Below are 20,195 nucleotides of genomic sequence, written 5' to 3'. Positions count from 1 at the left end.
CCCCCTCCCCCACTCATTACTTTTAATACTACTCACCACTATTTTGCTGAGTTAAACTACTAAAAGTAAGCACCTAGCAAAAAAAGGTGACAAATTTAGCTGAAGCTTGTTAACCTCAAGTGTTAGCACTGAATAAATTTTGTGGCTGGTGAGTCAACTAACTCTCTGGAAGTCATTCTAGGTAAAGTAGGCAAATATTGCTTTTAAGCAATACTTTTGGCTCACCAATCACAAATTAAATCAGCAGCAGTTAATTTGGAGACGAGTGCCACGGGGAGGCTTAGTGATTCAGATAGAACAAACAACTTATACAACCCAAGACGGTAATACCGTTATTGTTTTGACACCAGCAGGCCGCCTGGATATCACCACTGCTTGGCAATTTCGCTTGAAATTACAAGAGTGTATTTCCAAACTCAGTCACCATGTAGTTGTAAATCTCGGCCAGGTAAATTTTATTGATAGTTCTGGTTTGACATCTTTAGTTGCTGGTATGCGCGATGCTGATAAAGTCAAAGGCAGTTTCCGCATCTGCAATGTACATCCAGAAGCCAAACTTGTGTTTGAAGTAACGATGATGGATACGGTATTTGAAATCTTTGAAACAGAGGAGGAAGCTTTAGAAGGTGTACCTCGTAGCATCGCCAGCTAAACAAACAGTTGGGAGTTGATAGTTAAAAGTGATGAATTAATTCATAACTCATAACTGATAACTCCTAACTGATAACTCCTAACTTTACTTAGTATTGTTCTCGCTTAGTGTAGCGATAAGGCCCCATAATTGCTCCCCAAGTGGCTTTTCCTGTCTCTGGGTCAATTCCTTTATCGTAGCTGTTAAATGCCGTTGCCGTGGCTTCAAATCCCAAGGACACTTGTATGCTGTTGCCAAGATAAGTAAAGCTGCAACGAGTGTCTGGAACTGGAGTAGCGGTAAACTTATAGCTATTGGGGGCTAATATTTCTTGGGTGACTGTGAGGATGCAACCTGGTAGTAAATCTAATTGCTCAATTGCCAGTGTCTTAAGTAAAGCAGGATTTTGACCTGCGCCACTTAAGGCACTTGGGTCTTTAAGCATATAGTACTGCACTTGTATGGGTGAAAGCGAGTCAGAACCAGGCATTAACCGCATAATTCTTTGGCGGTATGGACGGTCTAGATTAATAATATTGGCTTGTTCAGCGAACAACGTGATACTGTCTTGTGAAAATAAATCAATTGGTCTAACCCACATCCTTAGGTGGACATACCACACAGGTTCTGCCAAGGCTTGTTCTTGATTATCAAATTCACCAGCCAGGTATTTTCCTAGGGCTATTAAATCTGGCGATAAGCTCATAAATGTGATGCATAATCACGGAATATATTAATTTTTGCTTAGCTCATCAGCAAAGAGGGGTCATACCCCTCATTCTGCTAGTTTAAGTAAAGCTTCTGTTCGGAAACCTGAACTTGGCAAAGTAGCCCATAAGGGAGAGAATAAAATAACGTCGCCCTTAACATTTTCTTTGTGAATAACGTCCGTACCGTCTCTGATACAAAGCGAACTTTTTATTCCCTTCACACCCGACCGATTAACACAATTTATCGTCGGGTAGTGGAAGAATTGATGGTGGAAATGCATCTGCTGTCAGTAAATGTCGATTTTAGCTACAATCCAATTTATGCCTTGGGCGTCGTCACATCTTTTGACCGCTTCATGCAAGGCTACCAACCAGAACGAGATAAAGAATCGATTTTTAACGCTTTATCTCAGGCTGTAGAGCAAGATCCGCAACGTTATCGACAGGAAGCTCAAAGGCTACAAAACTTGGCTAAGAGTTTACCAGCTAGGGATTTAATTGCGTGGCTGAGCCAAACTAATCATTCAGTTGGGGATGCTGACTTGCAAGCACAACTGCAAGCGATCGCTAATAATCCTAACTTTAAATACAGTCGCTTGTTTGCAATTGGTTTATTCTCGTTGTTGGAGTTGGCAGATCCAGAATTAGTTAAAGACGAAAAGCAACGTACTGAGGCTTTGAAAACTATCGCTGCTGGCTTAAAGCTATCTGAGGAAAAACTCAACAAAGATTTAGAGTTATACCTTTCTAATATAGACAAGATGGCACAAGCACTGATAGTAATGGCAGATATGGTTTCAGCAGATCGCAAAAAACGCGAACAGCGCAAACAACAATCAAGTACGCCAGTTGCTCCTCCAACTGCCAACGAATAGTGCAAAGTTAGGAGTTAGGAGTTAAGAGTTAGGAGTTATTAAGAACTCATAACTCATATCTCATCACTCTTAACTTTAAACACCCAATAATTTGTAGATTAAGCTGTTGATGATAGTGAGTGCAAACGCGCCTAGCACAGCACTCCAAATACCGAAGCGCAAGCGAAAGCCTTCTACCAACCAAGCAGCAATACTGAAGCAAACAACGGCAATCATAAATGTGAAAATGCCGGCTAATAAATCAAACGTGAGTAAATTTGGTACGGCAAATACAAGGCGTAAAATGGGTCTTACTATTGCCGTAACAATACCAAGAACTGCCGCAGATAAAAATGCTTTTTGAGGACTGTCAACTTCAACTCCCAAAGGCAGCTTGCTAATAATTAACAAGCTGATAGACGTTACTATCCAAACAATTAAAAGCGTTAGAATTTCATTCATTAGCCATAACCCCTGAAACGCAAATGGCGATTGGCGGTAAATAAATTACTCAGTCTATCGATAGAAAAATCTTTGCAGCTCAACCAATTATTTGTAAATTAGCAGATTTTTTTCTCTGACCATAATTTATTCCGTATATCTTTAGGTTTAGGGAATGGGGCATGGGGAATTGGGAATGGGGAATTGGGAATGGGGCATGGTTATTATTTATTTCTCCCCTGCTCCCCTGTTGCCCCTAATTCCCACTCCCTCCAGTCGTGGGGGCCCCGAGTTCCCCTGCTCCCCTGCTCCCCTTTGCCCCTAATCCCCAACGCCACTTGCGCGGCTGCCGGGGAACCCGTCCAACGCAGTGGCTCCTCCCTTTCGGTCGTGGGGGCCCCGAGTTCCCCTGCTCCCCAGCCTCACCTTTTAGGATTAGTATTAGTTTTTCCAGGTGCTTGAGGTACTTGAGGCGCTTGTTGGTTAGGAACTACAGGATTAATGCCAGGATTGATAGGACTAATACCTTGACCAGTTGGTTGATTGGGTGTTGTAGGTAAAGGAAATTGATTGGGAGTTGAAGGCAAGTTGGGGTTAAACTCGCCTTGTGGATTAATTCCTGGAATAGGTGGAGTATATGGTGTAGGTACACCTGCGGGATTATTAGGAAAATAGGGAACTGTAGGCTGGTTAGGTAAGTTTGTGGGTGATGAAGATGGCCCTGGTTTAATTCCTAAAGACACGCGATTACCTCCCACTTGCCGCAGCAAATCCAATATTTGAATTACATCGTTGTAACTTGCTGTTTGTGAGGCATTCAGCACCACAATGTTATTGGGATTTTGTTGAAAATACAGCTTTAACCTCTGTGCTAATTCTTCCCGTTCCACAGGCTGTTGTTCAATGTAAGTTTTTCCCTGAGGGTCAACATATACAATGGGATTTGCACCAGCTCCTGTACCTGTACTGCCTTTGGGTAAATCAACATTAATTGCCTGTTGCCGCGTAAATTGTAAAGCTCCCAAAATGAAAAATGTCAGAATGCAAAAAATAACATCAATGAAGGGAATGAGTTGAACTTGAACTTCTTCAATTGGGGTATGTAAATTAACTTTCATCGTTTCACTCTTACGCCTGGTTTAGGGTTAAATTATTGACTAATTTATTTACACCTACCTACTTATTACTTACACCTATTCTCTGTGAAGCTGCATATTAATACCCTCAACATAAAATGCTGTAGCTACAAAAACAAAGCCTGCCTTCGCAGGCAAATTATATGCATCTTCATGGAGAATCAGTATCAGGATCTAATGAATCAGATACATTTGGAGGAGCAGGTGGGTTGGGAAACTGGTTTTTACCTCGCTTGCGGGGTGGATTAAAGCTTTGCCGTGGTGTTTCCTGGGCAATTGATGTACTATTGCTAAAGTCAGGTGGAAATTGACGGTAAAGTAATTCCAACTCATTTCCTGCCTTGCGAAAAACTTTGACTTGGTTAACTACCAAACCTTGAAATAAACGGTAAAATACCAAACTAACAATAGCGATCGTTAGTCCTGTTGCGGTAGTGATTAAAGCTTTGCCAATACCAGCAGGCACATCGGCTGTAGCTGCTGTGCCGAAATCTCCAATCTGAAGATTGCCCAAAGACTGTTGTAAACCCGAAACTGTACCCAACAATCCTAACAGTGGTGCTAGGGCAATAACAGCTTCTAAAAGTTTCTCACCACGCCGCATCCCAGCCAATTCATCTTCTGCTGTGGCTTCTAGGGCTAATCGAAAGGTTTCTACATCGCTTTTTCGCAAACCTAGGGGGGCATAAAGAAACCGCCCTACAGGCTGATCCGTTGCTTGTTTAGCAATATCTGCAGCTACTTCCCAATTATCTTGAGCAGCATCCAGGACGCGATCGACTATTTGCTTTTCCTGGGTTAATATTCGCAACCAGAACCACAAACGCTCTAAAATTACGCTTCCACACAAAATTGACAGAGCCAGCAAGGGGTACATTACTGGCCCACCATCGAAAAACAACTTTTGAATATCCACTTTTTAAGTCTCCTCCCTCGATTCCAAGAGCAAATATCTTAAAGCATTTTAATTCTAGAGACTAATGCACAATTACCATACTCTTGTGCAGAATCGGTAGGTATTTGATGAGCAGCTTTTGAGCAGGGGAGATAGGGGGATACAACTGACTAGTGACTAATGCCCCATGCCCCATACCCTATGCCCCATTCCCCATTCCCCATTCCCAACTGTAGTAGCGTCTTCCAGACTAACCAGGACGGTTATTCCCACCGGAAGTTAATAGCAGAATTTGTCAAAATTAAAGGTAACTGGAGGGCTAAAGTATGAAATTTTCAGTCCAATCGCTTTATACCTGGTATCGCAATTTGCTTCGTAATCCCAAGTATCGTTGGTGGGTTATTCTAGGAACACTGGTCTATTTGGCTAGCCCAATTGATATCGCCCCAGACTTTATACCTGTTGTGGGACAAATTGATGATGTTTTCCTTTTGACATTACTAGTTTCTGAGGTGTCTGGACTAGTCATCGAGGGTTGGAAGGCTCGTAAAGGTACTGTAGACAGCCAAGCCACCAATGACTCAAAGGGATCTACCTCCACAGCAAGCACCATTGATGTTGATGCTGTTTCTGTTAAATAGTTTTTCAAATCAAATAAAATTTAATATCAATAAAACCCCTGCTTTGCTGTCTGCTTATAGATTCGCTTTCAATGCAGGGGATATTTTTTGACTGATGGCTGTCAATATCTCTATCTAAAGATAGTTGCAGATTTGTTGTATGCTTTAAACCAAGGGTAGCGATCGCTTTTACCAAATTACCGATATTCAAAAGGTCGTTGAGAATACCAGTCACATCAGTTATAAAGATTCATTTCCAAATGTTTCTGTATAAAAAGCGTTAGGGTCAAGCTTGATTAAATCCTCAGTGATTGCTACAGTACCATTATTTTCTGATAGTAGTTGTTTGCCTGCATCTGTTTTGAGCAAACTTGCGGCTACATCAATGATGGTGTAATCCTAGTACTGAAAATTTGTATCCCTTGTTACTAGCAAACTTAACATTTCATCATTTTTGTCTATCTTTAGATTTTCAGTAGATGGAAGACTATTTAGAGTAAAAATGGAAGACTATTTGGAGTAAAAAGGTAATTTTTGGAGGTCAACATTAACCGATTTTGTTATCTTTGAGAGTTCCTAACGCATGAAGACGAAGATTTCAAATGAACATAGAAAAGTTTTTGCGACGTACAGAAATATTGAACAAGCGTTTAGCAGATTTATCCCAAACTGCTAATATCTTGCCTTGGATTCCGCCAGAACTTCTGCCACAAGCTTTTCAGGAAGTTCAGACGAACTTAAGAAATTTACACTTAGCAGTGGATGAACTGTATCAGCAAAATGAGCAACTAATAGAAATACAATCTTTGTTAGCATCAGAACGCCAACACTATCGGGATTTATTCGAGTCGGCACCAGAGGCATATTTAGTAACTAATGCTAAAGGGATAATCTTTGAAGCTAATCTTGCCGCAGCTAGGTTACTCAATCTTTCAAAGCAGTATATGGTAGGCAAAGCATTAATTAACTTTGTGCCTTTAGAAGAACGTCAGCATCTTCGCAGCTTCCTGAATCAGCTATCTGAATCTGACAAAGATAGAGAATTAATAGTACGCTTCCAGCAACGTGATGGTGAGTCATTCAATGCAAACTTGGCAGTAGCAATTGTCCGCAATCAGCAGGGTGATGCAATATCTCTACGCTGGATAATGCGTAAAATTGTTGAAGCGAAGCAAGCAGAATTATCATTAGTCAACCATGACAGCGACTTCACTCAAAATCGCTATATATATAAATATACTAAAGGAGAAAATATTTCCCTCAACCCGCTAGAAATTTTATATGTCTGTCGGGGTTTAGTTAAACTAAGTAGCTTCTGTGAAACGGGCGAAGAAGTGCTTGTAGGTTTGGCAAAAGGAGGAATGGTTTTTGGCTCAAGTTTAACTTTTCTAAACAACTACCAAGCGACAGCCCTATGTGATGTCGAGTTAGTGTCAATTCACGTAGGAGAAATAGCAGCTTCTTTAACACTAAGCTATACTTTTTTACCAAAAATCAAGCAGCGTTTACAGCAGACAGAAGCTTTTTTAGTTATTTGTGGAAGACGACGAGTAAAAGACCGCTTGCACCATCTATTGCAATTTTTGAAACAGGAAGTTGGTGAAAGCATGTCAAATGGAACTCGCTTGAGTGTTCGCTTTACTCATGAAGATATTGCTAGTGCTTGCTGCACTACTAGAGTAACCGTTACACGATTGATGGGTAAATTAGAAAAACAAGGCTTTATCAGTTTTGATTCCAAAAATTTTCTTATATTGAAAGACTTTTCATGATATTTATTTAAAATTAATTAAATATTTATTTTCAGATTTATTAAATTATTTTATAATTATCAACAAATTTTAAACAGCAGCGAATGAAACAGCCCTGTCTCAGTAAGGGAAGATAAAAGGGGGGTGCGTGACAGCTTTAGCGGGTTGGGCTTGGGAGGTTTGAATAAGTAATAAGCACGGACATGATATTATTACTGTTCTCATCTATTTGTATCTATAAACACTTATAAAATTAATCTAGAATTTCCCTAAAGGTAGAAGCAAAGTTTAGATGAAAAAAGATATTTTTTAATCAATCTATTAAGTTCAGTCCATCAGTACCTGATTTAACATTAATACCAACCTCAAAACCCCATCATATATAAATATGATGGGTTTTTTTTAGCGATCGCATCCCTTCACATCACTTTTGATTGCGTTCACCGATGAAATTGTGCTGTGCTAGCTTCTGCAAATTTTGTTAAGAACCTGAACGCCTTCAGGATATAACTGCCACAATCTTTAGGAGAGGTGTTGTAGAACGATCGCCATGCACTCGCCTTATCTTCATCATAGCGATCGCCTCGTTCGGGATGATGTTCTAACCATGCTAATCTTACAGCATGACCAATTAACACATCCAAGACAATATATTCTTCGATTTGCAGATTGGGATTTTTTGCTGCGATCGCACTTAATTCCATTAATGCTTCAATATTAACTTGACGATATTCTGGAGCCTCAATTTTATTTAACAAATGTTCAACTCGCAAAGCAAAATTCTTTTCACCGGCTGTCATTTCCGATAACATCAAATCGCTATCTAAACGATTGCGGCGTTCTAATTTATCACCAATCACCAATCCTTTGCAATGTTTTAGCAATAGCCAAACTCGTTGAAAAAAGTCTTTGGGGACACGGTTTAACGCCCCCTCGCCTTGGCGATAGCGTCGCCAACCGCCTGGTGGAACTGTAATTTCCTCGGTAGTTGTGGGTAGCACTACCCAATCAATATCACTTTCTTTTTGCTTGACGTGCAATGATTCTTGCTGGCGTAACAAGTTACTCATACCTGTGTAACCAGTTAATACCTGACGCAAGCGCATTTTTACCTCAAACGGCGAAAGTTCCATCAAGTATTCGTATGCTTCATCTTGAGTGACATGCAATTCCTGTGCTAATTCGCTGGTTATTAACAGGATGAGATAGCCGACTCTCAATGTTAGTAGTCCGCGAAACAGTTCGCTTTGGGATCTGATGAGGACACCCAGATAAATTAGTATCTCTTGAGTGAGGACGCGATCGCGTATATCTTCACGACAAAAATGATTAATTTTCTCGGCGATTTCGTTGTGAGACATGGGTACAGTTATCAGCGAGGCTTCACTATAAGCTTTACCCACAGAAATTTGCTTACCCTGTACCAAAATACTCGTCACAGCATCCGACAAACCGATATCAACCATTTGTCGCAAACCCGCAGCCCGACGTACAACAGCCCAAAGACCTAAATCTCCGGCTTTGGTGTATACTTCATCGAGTAAATCGGCTACAGTGACACGATATTGTGGCCCGCCAAACCCTGTATTAAATTCTAGTCCTTGCAAACGCGTCAAAGTCTGCAATAACTCAATTTGTTCATAAAGATTTTCTGATGCACGTAAAGAAGAAAGCAACAAACTCAAGTTAGTTTCACACTCCATTTGGAATTCTTGAGTATGTCCTAAACGCCAGTTTTTTTCAGGATGATAACCGAGATAATAGCAATGTGGGGCAGCATCTTTCACCGAAGATTGAGAAAAATCTCCTTCTTGCAGAAAATCAATTCTTTGTATCCCTGCTGTCAGCATCAACTGATTTAAACGCCCTAATTTTACTTGCACATTGTTACAAACTCCATCTTTGAGTTCTTGCATTAATTCTAATAATGCTTCAGAACCAATTTCTAACATGGTGTGCGTTAACATGAAAGTCAAAGTAGGACGACCTAAATCACTCCAATACTTTTGAATATAAGCGAGTTCACTTCTAAATTGATCTACTAAAAAATGGTAATCGAGAGTTAAATAAAACTGTTGGGAGTCTACAAACGAAGGTAAAAATACAATTGTCTCGCCGTGAATGCGAAAAATTCTCGATGTTGTCAAACTCCGCAGTCGCCGCACTGGACGACCAGTTAAACCGAGTTTGTCATTACGTCCAATTTGAGTAAAAATAGCTGAAAGTTCCCCAGCTTTTCTGACTTGAATCGGTTCTACTTGTTTGGGTGTTTGGGTTTCGATGCCATGAATTTCTAGTTTTGTCTGCAAATCTTCATCTTCAGCTAGTAAGGCAATTTGTACCATTGAATCTCGGTTTTTGCCTATACACAAATATCTTCCCAAAGGGTCAATATCGCCAACAGCTATTAACCCTTCACTTAACATTTGACTGAGAAAATATAAACTCTGCGCCCACACTAAAGGAATATTTTCGTTAGGTAAGCGGACTTGACTTTGGGGTGATAATTTTTCAGCTTCTATATTTTCCGCTGGTACATAATAAAGTTCTGGTAATAATGCCAAATTATCACGCTTCACGAGTAATGTTTCTAAAAGTTCTTGGTATTTTTGGACTTGCTTTTTATCGTCACGAAACAATCCATCGAGAACTAAATAAGTGAAAAATAAAGGCCATTCGCATTCAATATGTTCAAATTGTTTGAGTTCCCAAGGTTCGTAGTGCAAGCGATGACTGTCTTCTAAAACAGTTTGATGTCCATCGCGTAAGAAACGTTTACAGCCGTATCTGCCTTGGAGTTTATTGATAATGTCATTAAACGTTCGTTCCCACAATTGCACATCTTCCACTGCAAAGGCAGGGTAACTAATAATACTCAACAGTGCCGCATCAATTTCTTTAGATCCAGATTCTCTAGGTAATAGCGATTCTAATGTAATCCTGGCGCGGGCAACTTCATCTGGCAACACATGAATTACTGATGCTTGACTACCACGCACACCAAATAAATCTAATCCGTTGATAGCTTCTAAGGCGGCTTTTGCCATACCTACAGAACTGGCGTTTAACTCAGCATTCCCATGATTAATTTTGTTACCTCGTTCCCAAATACCATAGTCTGGTGTGCGATAAGCTCGTCCAATGTAATAAACTAAATTTTGTACAAAATTTACTTCATCAATCGTATAAATTATTTGCAATCCCGAAGCGGTCATTTCTGCCAACATCAGTAAAAATATAGATGTGGCATCAAGTTGCAAATGTCCCCATTCGTTATCGCCAACCACGATGTCGCCTGTAGAGGTATTGTATTTGGCGTGTAACCCATCTAGGGGTGACTGAGTATGTTTAAATCGCTCTACTTTATGCGCTTGTCGCATCATAGCAAAGAGCAATCCCCGCATCAGCTTAGTAACACTATGTTCTAATTCATAGGTGCGTCCTTTATCTTCATCAATCTTGCGATATGCAAGTGCTAAACCCCAAACTGCCAAAATGCTGTAAACATTGTCTCTCACCCAAGCATCTGTATAATCGCCGTGGGCAGTTATGGCTGTACTTGCAGGTAGTAAACCAGTGATGGGATTCTGACGAGCCAGGATAATAGTTTTAATTTGCTGGTAGTAATATTCTAGTCGAGCTTGCAATTCGGTGGCTGTTTTCATAATCTTAAGGGCATATGGAATTTGACCCTGTGGCTGTGGAGTGAATTATGTAAGCCAAGCCAAAACAAGTTTTGTAATGGGCGATGGTATTACAGCTGAGGGTAGTAGGAATTTCTTATTATCTCGTGTAAGCGTAATTGGTTACTTAATTGTTAACGAAGAATAACCGAGAATCAAGATTTTTTTAAATCTTCATCTACACGTAGTTAATTTTATACATCCTTTAAAGGATTTCTGTTAATTCTAGAGAATGATCAACAATCATTCAAAAGATGCAGCGATCGCTCAAAACAAATTGACTACATTGTAGGTATTAAAGCGTTGTTACAAAAAAATCACTAGTATGAAAGGGGATTGATTATGTCTCTGCGCCATAACGAAAATCATGCTCCATTGGTAAAAGTAGTTTACTCCCAAGTTAGAGTTAACGGTAAAGTGGAGTTAATACCATTAGAGTTATATGCTGATGGTTCCCTAAGACGTTCTGTTGGATAGTTGAAACTTGAATTGCTGACTGTCAACCTGAAACAGTCAGCAGTGCCAATCAAGCCAAGAATTGCTGGAGTTTGTATTAGTGGTCAACGTGATAATTTTGGCATAAAAAAACCAGCACGAATACAGGTGCTAGTAAAGTATTTCATCTTGATGATCTTTTTTGCTTTTAGTCCCTGTTTAGCTAGAAAAGCAATGTTGAGACTAAGTAAATTCTATAGTATCAACAAACTCTAAAATTCTTTCTTTGATTTCTTCTACTTCTTCTTCCAGAGAACCTGGTGGTTCGTCTTTGAAAAAGCTACGCTGGCTACTAACTATATACAAAAACTCTGCATTGATAAAACCGAGAAGCCCTCGGTAGGCATCCAATCTATTAGAAGTTCCGTTATTTTCTTGCTGGGAAATTGTTGACCCCTTAGGCATATCAACTAACACAAAGTAAGCCCCTCCCAGCGTATCTTGTAAATATTCAGTATATTTAACTTCAGCATTTGGCACGTTGGCTAAAATTGCCTGTGGTACATATTTGTCTACTAAAATTGAATGAAAGTATTCTTCCAGTTCGATAGATTCCAATTCTTCCAACTGTTCTGGAGGTATAGCGTAATAATCGATTCTCAGCAAAGTGCCGAAGTCATCAGAAAAGCCAACTACCCCTTCTTGACTTTGAACTTTACCCCCCTGCTGAGGATCAACTGGAATCGGGACGGTGAAATTTCCTAAAGGTGACTCATACACGCCTTCGCTATAGTCTTCTACTCCTAGTGTGTCATCGTCTTCAAAGTCTTCTGCTTCTTGAAAGGCAGCAATTACCTCCTGTATGATTTCATGGGCTTCTTCATCCTCAAGTTCCAAAGCTTGTTGTAACTTTTTGATATAAGGCTGTTTCTGTTTAGGGATAACTAGTTCTTCTTCATCTATTAACACGATAATCCCGGCGGCAAAACCGTCCAGCACCAGATCTTCAGATAAGGCTTTACTTGCAGCATTAAATAAAGCACCAAGTCCTTCGTCTTCTGCAATACCGATGAGTCTATCAACTATTTCTGTGAGTTCATCTTCTGAATATTCTTCAAAGATTTCAAATTCCCAAAGGATACTAGCTAAAATTTCTGGATCGGCCTCTTCAACGCTAGAATCAGCAATAGCGGTGACAACTGCGATCGCTGCTACTGCTTCTTCTGGACTAAGGGGTTCTTGTGAAATCTCTGATGAGTTAAAAATCTTGTCATAATTGGTCATAAATGCTACCTCTTTTGCTGGATAGTCATAATACATTGACAGTAACAATGGTTCAGTTGAGCAATGCAGTGAACTTACCATACAAAAGGTTTGCTAACACACGACTAATTTAATATCCTTTTTTATGTTCACCGCATTAACTCTGATTGACTTTAATATAGTTTTGTTACAAAATCTGAGACATATAAGAAGCGATCGGCGATGCTTTCGTAAAAACTTGGTTCAGTCCAGTAACCCAGGTGTCCTTTTAGTCCCCAGGATGTTTGGTATTTCATTTCAATGTTCTCTAAGTTTTCATAGTAATCCAGATGTCCGCTAATGGGGTCTTTCAAGTGGTAGTAATTAACCCAACGAATTTGCTCAAGTTTACATATAACTGGGTTTTGGTTCAAGTATGGACTTTGCAACGTAAATTGTGGTTTGACACGGAATGAGTTCAGATGTTCTAACATTCGCTGTCGAATATACTGATCCTCGTTTGCAGTCTCCCGCAAGAAAAAAGCAATTTTGTCCAATGGTGAACCAAAGGAAATTAGTCCTTTAATCTTATCCAGCAATAAACTTTTATTCTGATCTTGAGCAAGGCTAGACTCAATGCACAGAAGATTCAATGTATCATAAGCAATACAGCTACCAAGAGAATGTCCAGCCAGTATTACTTGGTCATAGTTTGCTTGCTCATCCTGAATAATTGCTTCCAGTAATGTTTGGCATTCTGCAAGTATTTCCTGGCGAATTTTTTGATAAGGTGATTTGGGGTCGGTAATACTGTAAATTGCAACATCACCAAGGTAATTAACCAAAGGCGGAGTAATAATTTGTTTACTCAATGTCCAGGCTGATTGGAGAAAACGACCTTTGAGAAACGGCCCAATTAACAATAGAATTAGCCAACTTGCGAGTCGCAAAGCTGGATATACAAAGTTAAATAGACGCAGCAAGATGGAAACCTCGCGCAGGCGGTATTTAAATAAGCTTTTTCTTTTGTTATCAGCTACAAGTCTATTTAATAACTGTTCATTTCCCTTACGATTGTAAAATTTACTTGTTCCATCAATTGTTTGCTCTGCCCATTGCAATAGCTCTGGTACGCTAATTTTATTTTCTGTATTAGGTGCCCAGTAGTACTCATGAATATCAATTAACCAATCTTGTTCGGTGTTTTTAGAACTAACTCTCACAAAGCTTTCTGTCCAAATAGAGCCAGATGATAGCTGACGCCTAGCAATTAAGTGTTCTAGCTTAAAAGGTAAACTCTGATTATCAAAGTATTTGATTAAGTTGCGGGCGAAATAGTCCATAGTTTCAAAAGGTTTTTGTTCGCCAACACCGTGAATGAGAAAAAATGCTGTGTGACCTGTGGGAAATCTGACATTAATACCTTGATTGCTCATACTGATAACCAGTTACATACAAAAAAATTTGGTTGGAATATTTGGTTATAATGCTTTATCTGCCACCAATACCTGTTTTTAAATAGTTTGGACACAATTACAGATCAACTCCTAATTACACTAGTTTAAAGATAAATTACTAAATGTCATAAAAATTTGACTTATCAAGTGCCAAGTTCATAGAGACGTGGTTGATATTTCAACAGTTGCTCATAGAAAGCCATAGCAAATCACAACTGATACAACTGCTAATTTTTAGCCTCTAGCAAATGAATTATATCTATGGATGGAACTATAAACTAGCTAACGATAGATTGTTCTGCCAGGGGAAGGATGGCACAATGCCGTTGTATGCCATGACACATACTAAATTCAACATACTGTACTCATGGCTGTGCAAACTAAAATTACATAAAATTTTGCATCTTATATGGTAAAAACTCCTCCATCCCAGTTCTCACCAGATCAATACAAAGTAGATCCTGCAAAGGAAAATGTAGAAGCTCTTATACAAGAACCACAGCTAGATACTGAAATTGATCTAGAGTTCCTTTACACCAGAGATATTGAATTTCGCCAGGAAACAATTTATTTCATCGTCGTCGATCGCTTTTATGACGGCGACCCAGATAATAGTGAAGGTACTAACTCAGAACTGTACGATCCCACCGGACAAGACTGGGGTAAGTATTGGGGTGGCGACTTGCAAGGTATCATCGATAAATTAGACTATCTCAAAAACATGGGAGTGACTGCCATTTGGTTGACTCCTTTATTTGAGCAGGTTGAAGAGTTATTTGTTGGTAATGCAGCCATACATGGCTATTGGACAAAAGATTTTAAACGTATAAATCCTCGCTTTATAGCTCAGGGAGAAGACCCTTCTTTAAACAATACTCAAGAAGCAAAAAATACAACTTTTGATCGGTTAATTGCAGAATTGCACAAGCGCAATATGAAGCTAGTGCTGGATATTGTCTGTAACCATAGCACTCCTGATACCAGCGGTAGTAAAGGTGAATTGTATGATGATGGCGTGAAAATTGCGGACTTTAATAATGATGTCAATCACTGGTATCACCATTATGGTGAAGTGCAAAATTGGGAAGACGAATGGCAAGTACAGAACTGTGAACTAGCCGGTCTTGCAACCTTCAATGAAAACAATAGTGAATATCGCGAGTATATTAAATCAGCAATTAAACAATGGTTAGACCGGGGTGTAGATGCACTGCGGGTGGATACTGTTAAGCATATGCCGATTTGGTTTTGGCAAGAATTCACCGGCGATATCACCAATCACAAACCAGATGTATTTATTTTTGGGGAATGGATTTATAGTCATCCTGGGGACGATCGCTCGGTAGAATTTGCTAACAATTCGGGTATGACACTGCTAGACTTTGGGTTATGTGTAGCAATTAGAGCCGCACTCGCACAAGGTTCAGAAAACGGATTCCACACAATTCAATACATTTTTGATGAAGATTATCGCTACAGCGGCGCAACAGAGTTAATTACCTTCATCGATAACCACGATATGGCCCGCTTCCAATCGCTGAACCCCGATCCAGCAATGTTGAAAGTGGCGATCGCTTTAATTATGACCTGTCGCGGGATTCCTTGCATTTATTACGGAACTGAACAATATCTCCATGACGACACCAACGGCGGTAATGATCCATACAACCGCCCCATGATGGACAAGTGGGATACAGATACAGAAATTTATCGTTACATCAGGTTACTGTCTGGGTTACGGCGATTGAATCCCGCTGTTTCAATGGGTAGTCATTGGCAAAAATACTTAACACCCGACGTTTACTGTTACGTGCGCCGCTATCGTGACTCTTTGTGTTTCGTTGCACTTAATCGTGGTGGCGAAGTGACTCTCCCAGAAGTACATACAGAACTCCCTGATGGTGAGCATACCTGTGTGGTGACTCGCAATAAGTATGAAGTCAAAGACGGCAATATTTACGACTTGGTACTTCCAGAGCGGGGTGTGATTGTTTTCAGCCACGTTGGAGAACGAATTAAAGGGCAAACGATTGTGCGCGCGCAACTCAACGGAGTGCAGACTCAACCTGGTGAAATCATTGTGGTGACAGGAGATTGTCCAGAGTTGGGCAACTGGGATATTACCAAAGCCTATCCCCTAGAGTACATCAACACCAATACTTGGTTTGCAGAGATTCCCTTTAATGAAAGTGCAGGGAAGCTAATCAGTTACAAATATGCAATGTGGCGCGAAGGGCGATCGCCTCTGCGAGAAAATACTGTACCTCGTCGTTGGGTGATTGCTAAAGAAGGCACTGTCAAATGGCGTGATACTTGGGCATCGGGACGAGAGTCATAGAAAAAATAGATATGGGAGATGAGGAAGTAGGGGGAGATGAGGGAGAAAAATCCCCTTCATCATCCTCATCTCTCTCATTCTCCTCACTACCTCTGAATGCAACTCGTATAACTATTTTCCATTCCCCATACTAAAAAACCATGCTCACAAGTGGCGCGTGGTTTTTTTGCTGGCGTGACCAAGCTAAATTGTTGCAATCATGGCGATCGCATTTACTATTTCGGCGTTCGCATTTGCTATTTCGGCGTTCGCATTTGCTATTTCGGCGTTCGCATTTGTTATTTCGGCGTTCGCATTTGCTATTTCGGCGAACTCATTTGCTATTTCGGCGTTCGCATTTGCTATTTCGGCGAACTCATTTGCTATTTCGGCGTTCGCATTTGCTATTTCGGCGAACTCATTTGCTATTTCGGCGTTCGCATTTGCTATTTCGGCGTATCCATAACGCAATACAGTTCAGTCGTTAATTAAGAAAAATGTCAATTTTCAGTGGCTGTGCGTAAATTCTCCATATGCTACTGATTAACTTAATACATTTTCTTTTTGGAGAAAATGTATTTCAACTGTTAAGTTTGTAACGCCTTAACTTTCAATCAAACAGAGAAGCCCTTAAATGGGCGCATTTTCAGCGACATCTGAAGTAGTCTCTGTTACTTACCATGCAAATCAAATGTTTGGGATAGTTATGAAAAAGTTTTTGATCGCTTTGATGTTAGCAATCTTCACAACTATGGGGACATTGCTACTGCCAAGCATTGCTTACGCTCAATCCTCTCAGGTAACTCAACCAACTCCTTCAACCCCATCCACTGCTTTAAAAAAGCGATCTCCAAAACCTCAGACCTCAAAAGCACTCTATACTCGGTATAGTATCAATACTCCTGAAGGACAGAAGGCTCTAAAGTCACTGGAAGCAGCCTTCAAAATCCTGCGAGATAATGGATGTGAACAACCTGCTAGTTGGTACTATCAAGGAGCTATCCATTGGGTTCCAAATTTTAGTAATTTTAAAAACCAAAACACCGTCTGTCAGAAATATACACAAGCTGCATTCAATGATCCACAGCAGAAAGCTGAGGTAGAAAAGCTGATAGCTGCATGGCAACACTGCACCCATTTTGGGGGTGAAGAAAATCCGCCTCCCCATTCGCCACTAACTGCTGAATATGACCTGCACTTCTTACCTTGGCATCGACTGTACATTGGTTACTTGGAAAAAATTGTTCGCACACTCTCTAAAGATGATCAGTTTGCAATTCCGTATTGGGAATACACTAATCCGAAGCAGACTACAATAGCGACAGATTTCGTCACACCAGATAGTTCTCTTTATACAGATTTGAGAAGGAGTTCCCTGAATCGTCCAGGTGGAAAAGTGGACAGCATACAACAACGAAGGATAGAAAAAGACAAAAAAAACGCATATAAATCTACGACATTTAATAATCCCTCTGGCGAGGGCGACTTAGATTTTACTAATTTAATTGATCGTTCGCCTCACGGTGCTATGCACGTTTACATTGGTGGTGATGTTGGTCAAGCATATAATCCTATTTGGCAAGGCCCTTCTCCTGAAGGTAGCGGATTGATGAGAGATGTTTTCACTGCTGGTTTCGATCCAATCTTTTGGGTACATCACTCTACTATCGACCGTTACTGGGAATCTTGGACACAAGCAACAAAAATCAAAGCTACACCCCAGGATTTACCCCTACCTCAAGAACTAGCACCACTGTATACTTTTGTTGATGAAAATGGGAATCTGGTTAAATTCAACAGTTCCCAGGAAATTATTAATGCAGTCTACAATGTGGATTACAAATACGATAAACTTGACCCGGATAGCCAAACACTAATTAAGCAACCACTGAGAACGGTAACAGGCATTAGAACCTCTCCAACTGTGACTGTTGTAGGTGCTAAAAAGAATGGTAACAACTTGGATGAATTGACAAAAATCACTGTGCCATTAACTAAGCCACTAGAAGCTACTCAAGCGCTTCCAGGTACTTCTTTAAGGTCTAATAGTGAACCGAATCAACCAAATATCTCTGCAAAAGCTCCTTTAGCTGAAGGGAAATATGTATTGGATGTGACAGTATCTTTTACTAAACGCCCAATTGGTAACTATAGTGTTTATTTGAACTTACCTCGTGCCAAGACCGTCACTGAAATAATCGGTGACATCGATAATTACTATATCGGTGCTGCCAATTTCTTTGATGCACACTCTACAGATGGAGGAACCAAAACCTTTGTTTTTGATGTTACTAATGAACTCAATGCACAGTGGTCTGAAATTGAAAAGGGTACAGTCGAAGATTTTGATGTGTATTTTATCTCAGACAATCCTTCTCAAACCAACGATATCAAAGTTGAAAGCGTGACACTACGCAAACTAGCGTAAGCTGTTTAGCTGACTCTACATGAAAAAAGCGATCGCTCTTAGTTGAGTCTAACTCTAGGAGGGAGCGATCGCTTTTTTCTTATTGCTATAAAATTCCTATTTAATTCGGTGAAAAAACGACTTATACCCAATTTGAAAAAAGAATGCAACAGATATCTTGTAGGGGTGTACAGCTGTACGCCCCTACTCTTATCTTTAATATACCCGTCTCATTTTGCCTGAAGTAAAATTGAAGAGATAGCAATCCTTAATTTTCCACAGGTTTGGGACGGTTATGAAAAAGCTTCTTTTCGCTCTGGTGTTGCTAACATTTACTACGTTTGGGATAGTGCTGTCGAGTAATGTTGACGCTCAGTTACCCCAGAATAATATCCGTCAAATCAATTACGCTCATGAGGCTCCAGTGGACACCCAACCATCATCTGGCCTTCCTAGACAAAATCAGCTACTAGCAACTGTTCTTGCTTCTCAAGAACAGAAAACACAGTTAATAAATAATCCATCAACACCAACACAAGTAAATTTATCCTTATCTACTCCTATTCAACTTGATTGGGCTAATTCTCCTGGTTTAACTAATGCTAAGAAACGTTATGTGCTGGAAGTTCAAGTTTCTTCCACTGGTAGACCAGTTGGCAACTATAGCGTATATCTAAATTTGCCCAATCTCAAGGCGGCCTCTGATGTTGATACTTACTATATAGGGCCTCTCAATTTCTTTGAGCCGCTAAATCCAAAAGATAAAAGCAAAACTTTTCAGTTTGATCTCACCGAAGAATTAATTCAGCAGGTCAAAAAAGGCGAACAACCAACAAAAATCTCAAACCTCACTTTAACTTTCCTTCCTGATGAAGGTGGTGGCCCAGAGGTTTTTGTTGATCGGCTTTCACTTCGGGAACTGTAATATCAAATTGCATCACGATATTACTTATTGGGTTGGGAAATTCGTGCTTCAATATCTTCTAATGTTTGCAGCAATAAACGTTTTGCCTGCAATTGCCATCCCAATTTTTGAATTCTAAAAGCTGCTACAGTCCCACCAATGGCTGCTAATAAGCCGATGGGTTGATTTAACGAAATTCCGAATAACAAACCCAATCCAGCAATTCCCCAAAATGGTAAGGCTACTGCTTGTCTTTGCTCTTCAACAATTTGGGTAATTGTACTATACTGCATAGTAGCTAATAATTCTTGTTTTACCTGCTTTTGTTCTGCTGCCGATAGAGATAAACCGATTTTACGACGCAGCTTTTCAATTTTGCGGGCATCAGTGCTGTATTCAGTTAGCTCATCTTCTGCCATTTTCAGTAGTCGTTCGAGTTGCCCCATTTTGCCTGACATCCGGGATTTTGATACAGCTATTATCCCGAAAAAGTTGGTTTGAAGCGAGCGATCGCACTCTCTACACCTAAAAATTGTGTAAATCTGCTGAAAAATTCAGCTCATACCATTTCACACAATCACTGATACAAATTCATTCACTCCTGCTTTTCTGCTCAAGATGGCTATTGGATAATTTTTAAGCTATTGTTAAAATCTGCTTGCTGAACGTGCGTTATCTGCCAATTAGATGGTACAAAAGTATTATTCTAGAA

The 20,195-nt window shown here is 40.0% G+C and carries 19 protein-coding genes; 8 read left to right on the top strand and 11 right to left on the bottom strand.

The window, feature by feature from the left end; all coding sequences use genetic code 11:
• Positions 1–283 precede the first annotated feature (283 nt).
• Positions 284–652: an STAS domain-containing protein gene (locus tag I8748_RS15570; protein WP_096559774.1), complete on the top strand. Its 369-nt coding sequence runs from the start codon at positions 284–286 to the stop codon at positions 650–652.
• An 88-nt stretch (positions 653–740) separates the two neighbouring features.
• On the opposite strand, the gene I8748_RS15565 is transcribed toward I8748_RS15570, so the two are convergent.
• The gene (locus I8748_RS15565; RefSeq protein ID WP_198125486.1) at positions 741–1,337 is read right to left on the bottom strand and encodes a chromophore lyase CpcT/CpeT; all 597 of its coding nucleotides are present in this window, start codon (positions 1,335–1,337) and stop codon (positions 741–743) included.
• Between the two features lie 171 nt (positions 1,338–1,508).
• Between I8748_RS15565 and psb29 the strand changes: the two genes are divergently transcribed.
• Complete coding sequence (gene psb29, locus I8748_RS15560) at positions 1,509–2,216, top strand: photosystem II biogenesis protein Psp29 (protein WP_198125485.1); 708 nt, start codon at positions 1,509–1,511, stop codon at positions 2,214–2,216.
• A 75-nt stretch (positions 2,217–2,291) separates the two neighbouring features.
• Here psb29 and I8748_RS15555 read toward each other — a convergent pair whose 3' ends face one another.
• The 3 genes from I8748_RS15555 to I8748_RS15545 all read right to left on the bottom strand — a co-directional run bounded on the left by I8748_RS15555 (position 2,292) and on the right by I8748_RS15545 (position 4,688).
• A complete protein-coding gene (locus tag I8748_RS15555) occupies positions 2,292–2,657 on the bottom strand; it encodes a phage holin family protein (RefSeq protein ID WP_198125484.1) in 366 nt (121 codons plus the stop codon).
• Positions 2,658–3,058: 401 nt separating this feature from the next.
• On the bottom strand, positions 3,059–3,754 hold the full coding sequence (locus tag I8748_RS15550) for an ExbD/TolR family protein (RefSeq protein WP_198125483.1): 696 nt from the start codon (positions 3,752–3,754) through the stop codon (positions 3,059–3,061).
• Between the two features lie 169 nt (positions 3,755–3,923).
• Complete coding sequence (locus tag I8748_RS15545; protein WP_198125482.1) at positions 3,924–4,688, bottom strand: MotA/TolQ/ExbB proton channel family protein; 765 nt, start codon at positions 4,686–4,688, stop codon at positions 3,924–3,926.
• Positions 4,689–4,993: 305 nt separating this feature from the next.
• Between I8748_RS15545 and I8748_RS15540 the strand changes: the two genes are divergently transcribed.
• Positions 4,994–5,308, top strand: a complete 315-nt coding sequence (locus I8748_RS15540) for a YkvA family protein (protein ID WP_198125481.1) — start codon at positions 4,994–4,996, stop codon at positions 5,306–5,308.
• A gap of 4 nt (positions 5,309–5,312) precedes the next feature.
• On the opposite strand, the gene I8748_RS15535 is transcribed toward I8748_RS15540, so the two are convergent.
• Together I8748_RS15535 and I8748_RS35710 are read right to left on the bottom strand one after the other, a co-directional pair.
• Positions 5,313–5,522 carry a hypothetical protein gene (locus I8748_RS15535; RefSeq protein WP_198125480.1) on the bottom strand — a complete coding sequence of 70 codons (210 nt, stop codon included), beginning with the start codon at positions 5,520–5,522 and terminating at the stop codon, positions 5,313–5,315.
• Between the two features lie 5 nt (positions 5,523–5,527).
• Positions 5,528–5,656, bottom strand: coding sequence for a hypothetical protein (locus I8748_RS35710; protein ID WP_263975745.1), 129 nt, complete (start codon positions 5,654–5,656; stop codon positions 5,528–5,530).
• Between the two features lie 233 nt (positions 5,657–5,889).
• Here I8748_RS35710 and I8748_RS15530 point away from each other — a divergent pair, with 233 nt between their 5' ends.
• Positions 5,890–7,059 (top strand): PAS domain S-box protein, encoded by a 1,170-nt coding sequence (locus I8748_RS15530; RefSeq protein ID WP_198125479.1) that lies wholly within the window; start codon positions 5,890–5,892, stop codon positions 7,057–7,059.
• A 419-nt stretch (positions 7,060–7,478) separates the two neighbouring features.
• On the opposite strand, the gene I8748_RS15525 is transcribed toward I8748_RS15530, so the two are convergent.
• On the bottom strand, positions 7,479–10,703 hold the full coding sequence (locus I8748_RS15525) for a glycoside hydrolase family 15 protein (RefSeq protein ID WP_198125478.1): 3,225 nt from the start codon (positions 10,701–10,703) through the stop codon (positions 7,479–7,481).
• Positions 10,704–11,063: 360 nt separating this feature from the next.
• Between I8748_RS15525 and I8748_RS35705 the strand changes: the two genes are divergently transcribed.
• Entirely contained in the window at positions 11,064–11,198 is a 135-nt protein-coding gene (locus I8748_RS35705) for a hypothetical protein (RefSeq protein ID WP_263975743.1), read from the top strand.
• 201 nt (positions 11,199–11,399) lie between these two features.
• Here I8748_RS35705 and I8748_RS15520 read toward each other — a convergent pair whose 3' ends face one another.
• The gene (locus tag I8748_RS15520) at positions 11,400–12,440 is read right to left on the bottom strand and encodes a tellurite resistance TerB family protein (RefSeq protein WP_198125503.1); all 1,041 of its coding nucleotides are present in this window, start codon (positions 12,438–12,440) and stop codon (positions 11,400–11,402) included.
• Between the two features lie 152 nt (positions 12,441–12,592).
• Positions 12,593–13,834 carry a hypothetical protein gene (locus I8748_RS15515; protein ID WP_198125477.1) on the bottom strand — a complete coding sequence of 414 codons (1,242 nt, stop codon included), beginning with the start codon at positions 13,832–13,834 and terminating at the stop codon, positions 12,593–12,595.
• 430 nt (positions 13,835–14,264) lie between these two features.
• Here I8748_RS15515 and I8748_RS15510 point away from each other — a divergent pair, with 430 nt between their 5' ends.
• Complete coding sequence (locus I8748_RS15510) at positions 14,265–16,193, top strand: alpha-amylase family glycosyl hydrolase (protein ID WP_198125476.1); 1,929 nt, start codon at positions 14,265–14,267, stop codon at positions 16,191–16,193.
• Between the two features lie 183 nt (positions 16,194–16,376).
• Here I8748_RS15510 and I8748_RS15505 read toward each other — a convergent pair whose 3' ends face one another.
• Positions 16,377–16,643, bottom strand: a complete 267-nt coding sequence (locus I8748_RS15505; RefSeq protein ID WP_198125475.1) for a hypothetical protein — start codon at positions 16,641–16,643, stop codon at positions 16,377–16,379.
• A 163-nt stretch (positions 16,644–16,806) separates the two neighbouring features.
• Between I8748_RS15505 and I8748_RS15500 the strand changes: the two genes are divergently transcribed.
• Both I8748_RS15500 and I8748_RS15495 read left to right on the top strand, forming a co-directional pair.
• Positions 16,807–18,600, top strand: coding sequence for a tyrosinase family protein (locus I8748_RS15500; RefSeq protein WP_214662585.1), 1,794 nt, complete (start codon positions 16,807–16,809; stop codon positions 18,598–18,600).
• A gap of 274 nt (positions 18,601–18,874) precedes the next feature.
• Positions 18,875–19,504, top strand: coding sequence for a hypothetical protein (locus tag I8748_RS15495; RefSeq protein WP_198125473.1), 630 nt, complete (start codon positions 18,875–18,877; stop codon positions 19,502–19,504).
• Between the two features lie 20 nt (positions 19,505–19,524).
• Here the strand turns inward: I8748_RS15495 and I8748_RS15490 are convergent, their stop codons facing one another.
• On the bottom strand, positions 19,525–19,929 hold the full coding sequence (locus tag I8748_RS15490; protein ID WP_198125502.1) for a hypothetical protein: 405 nt from the start codon (positions 19,927–19,929) through the stop codon (positions 19,525–19,527).
• Positions 19,930–20,195: the final 266 nt, after the last annotated feature.

The organism is Amazonocrinis nigriterrae CENA67 (assembly GCF_016056305.1).
Classification (GTDB): Bacteria; Cyanobacteriota; Cyanobacteriia; order Cyanobacteriales; family Nostocaceae; genus Amazonocrinis; species Amazonocrinis nigriterrae.
This window is presented reverse-complemented; position numbering and strand designations above follow the sequence as displayed.

Bases quoted from the DNA above. Each gene is read 5' to 3' on its own strand.
- I8748_RS15525 (WP_198125478.1), bottom strand. From the start codon at position 10,703: ATGAAAACAGCCACCGAATTGCAAGCTCGACTAGAATATTACTACCAG.
- I8748_RS15540 (WP_198125481.1), top strand. From the start codon at position 4,994: ATGAAATTTTCAGTCCAATCGCTTTATACCTGGTATCGCAATTTGCTT.
- I8748_RS15495 (WP_198125473.1), top strand. From the start codon at position 18,875: ATGAAAAAGCTTCTTTTCGCTCTGGTGTTGCTAACATTTACTACGTTT.
- I8748_RS15530 (WP_198125479.1), top strand. From the start codon at position 5,890: ATGAACATAGAAAAGTTTTTGCGACGTACAGAAATATTGAACAAGCGT.
- I8748_RS15550 (WP_198125483.1), bottom strand. From the start codon at position 3,754: ATGAAAGTTAATTTACATACCCCAATTGAAGAAGTTCAAGTTCAACTC.
- I8748_RS15520 (WP_198125503.1), bottom strand. From the start codon at position 12,440: ATGACCAATTATGACAAGATTTTTAACTCATCAGAGATTTCACAAGAA.
- I8748_RS15515 (WP_198125477.1), bottom strand. From the start codon at position 13,834: ATGAGCAATCAAGGTATTAATGTCAGATTTCCCACAGGTCACACAGCA.
- I8748_RS35705 (WP_263975743.1), top strand. From the start codon at position 11,064: ATGTCTCTGCGCCATAACGAAAATCATGCTCCATTGGTAAAAGTAGTT.
- I8748_RS15555 (WP_198125484.1), bottom strand. From the start codon at position 2,657: ATGAATGAAATTCTAACGCTTTTAATTGTTTGGATAGTAACGTCTATC.
- I8748_RS15510 (WP_198125476.1), top strand. From the start codon at position 14,265: ATGGTAAAAACTCCTCCATCCCAGTTCTCACCAGATCAATACAAAGTA.
- I8748_RS15565 (WP_198125486.1), bottom strand. From the start codon at position 1,337: ATGAGCTTATCGCCAGATTTAATAGCCCTAGGAAAATACCTGGCTGGT.
- I8748_RS15490 (WP_198125502.1), bottom strand. From the start codon at position 19,929: ATGGGGCAACTCGAACGACTACTGAAAATGGCAGAAGATGAGCTAACT.
- I8748_RS15500 (WP_214662585.1), top strand. From the start codon at position 16,807: ATGGGCGCATTTTCAGCGACATCTGAAGTAGTCTCTGTTACTTACCAT.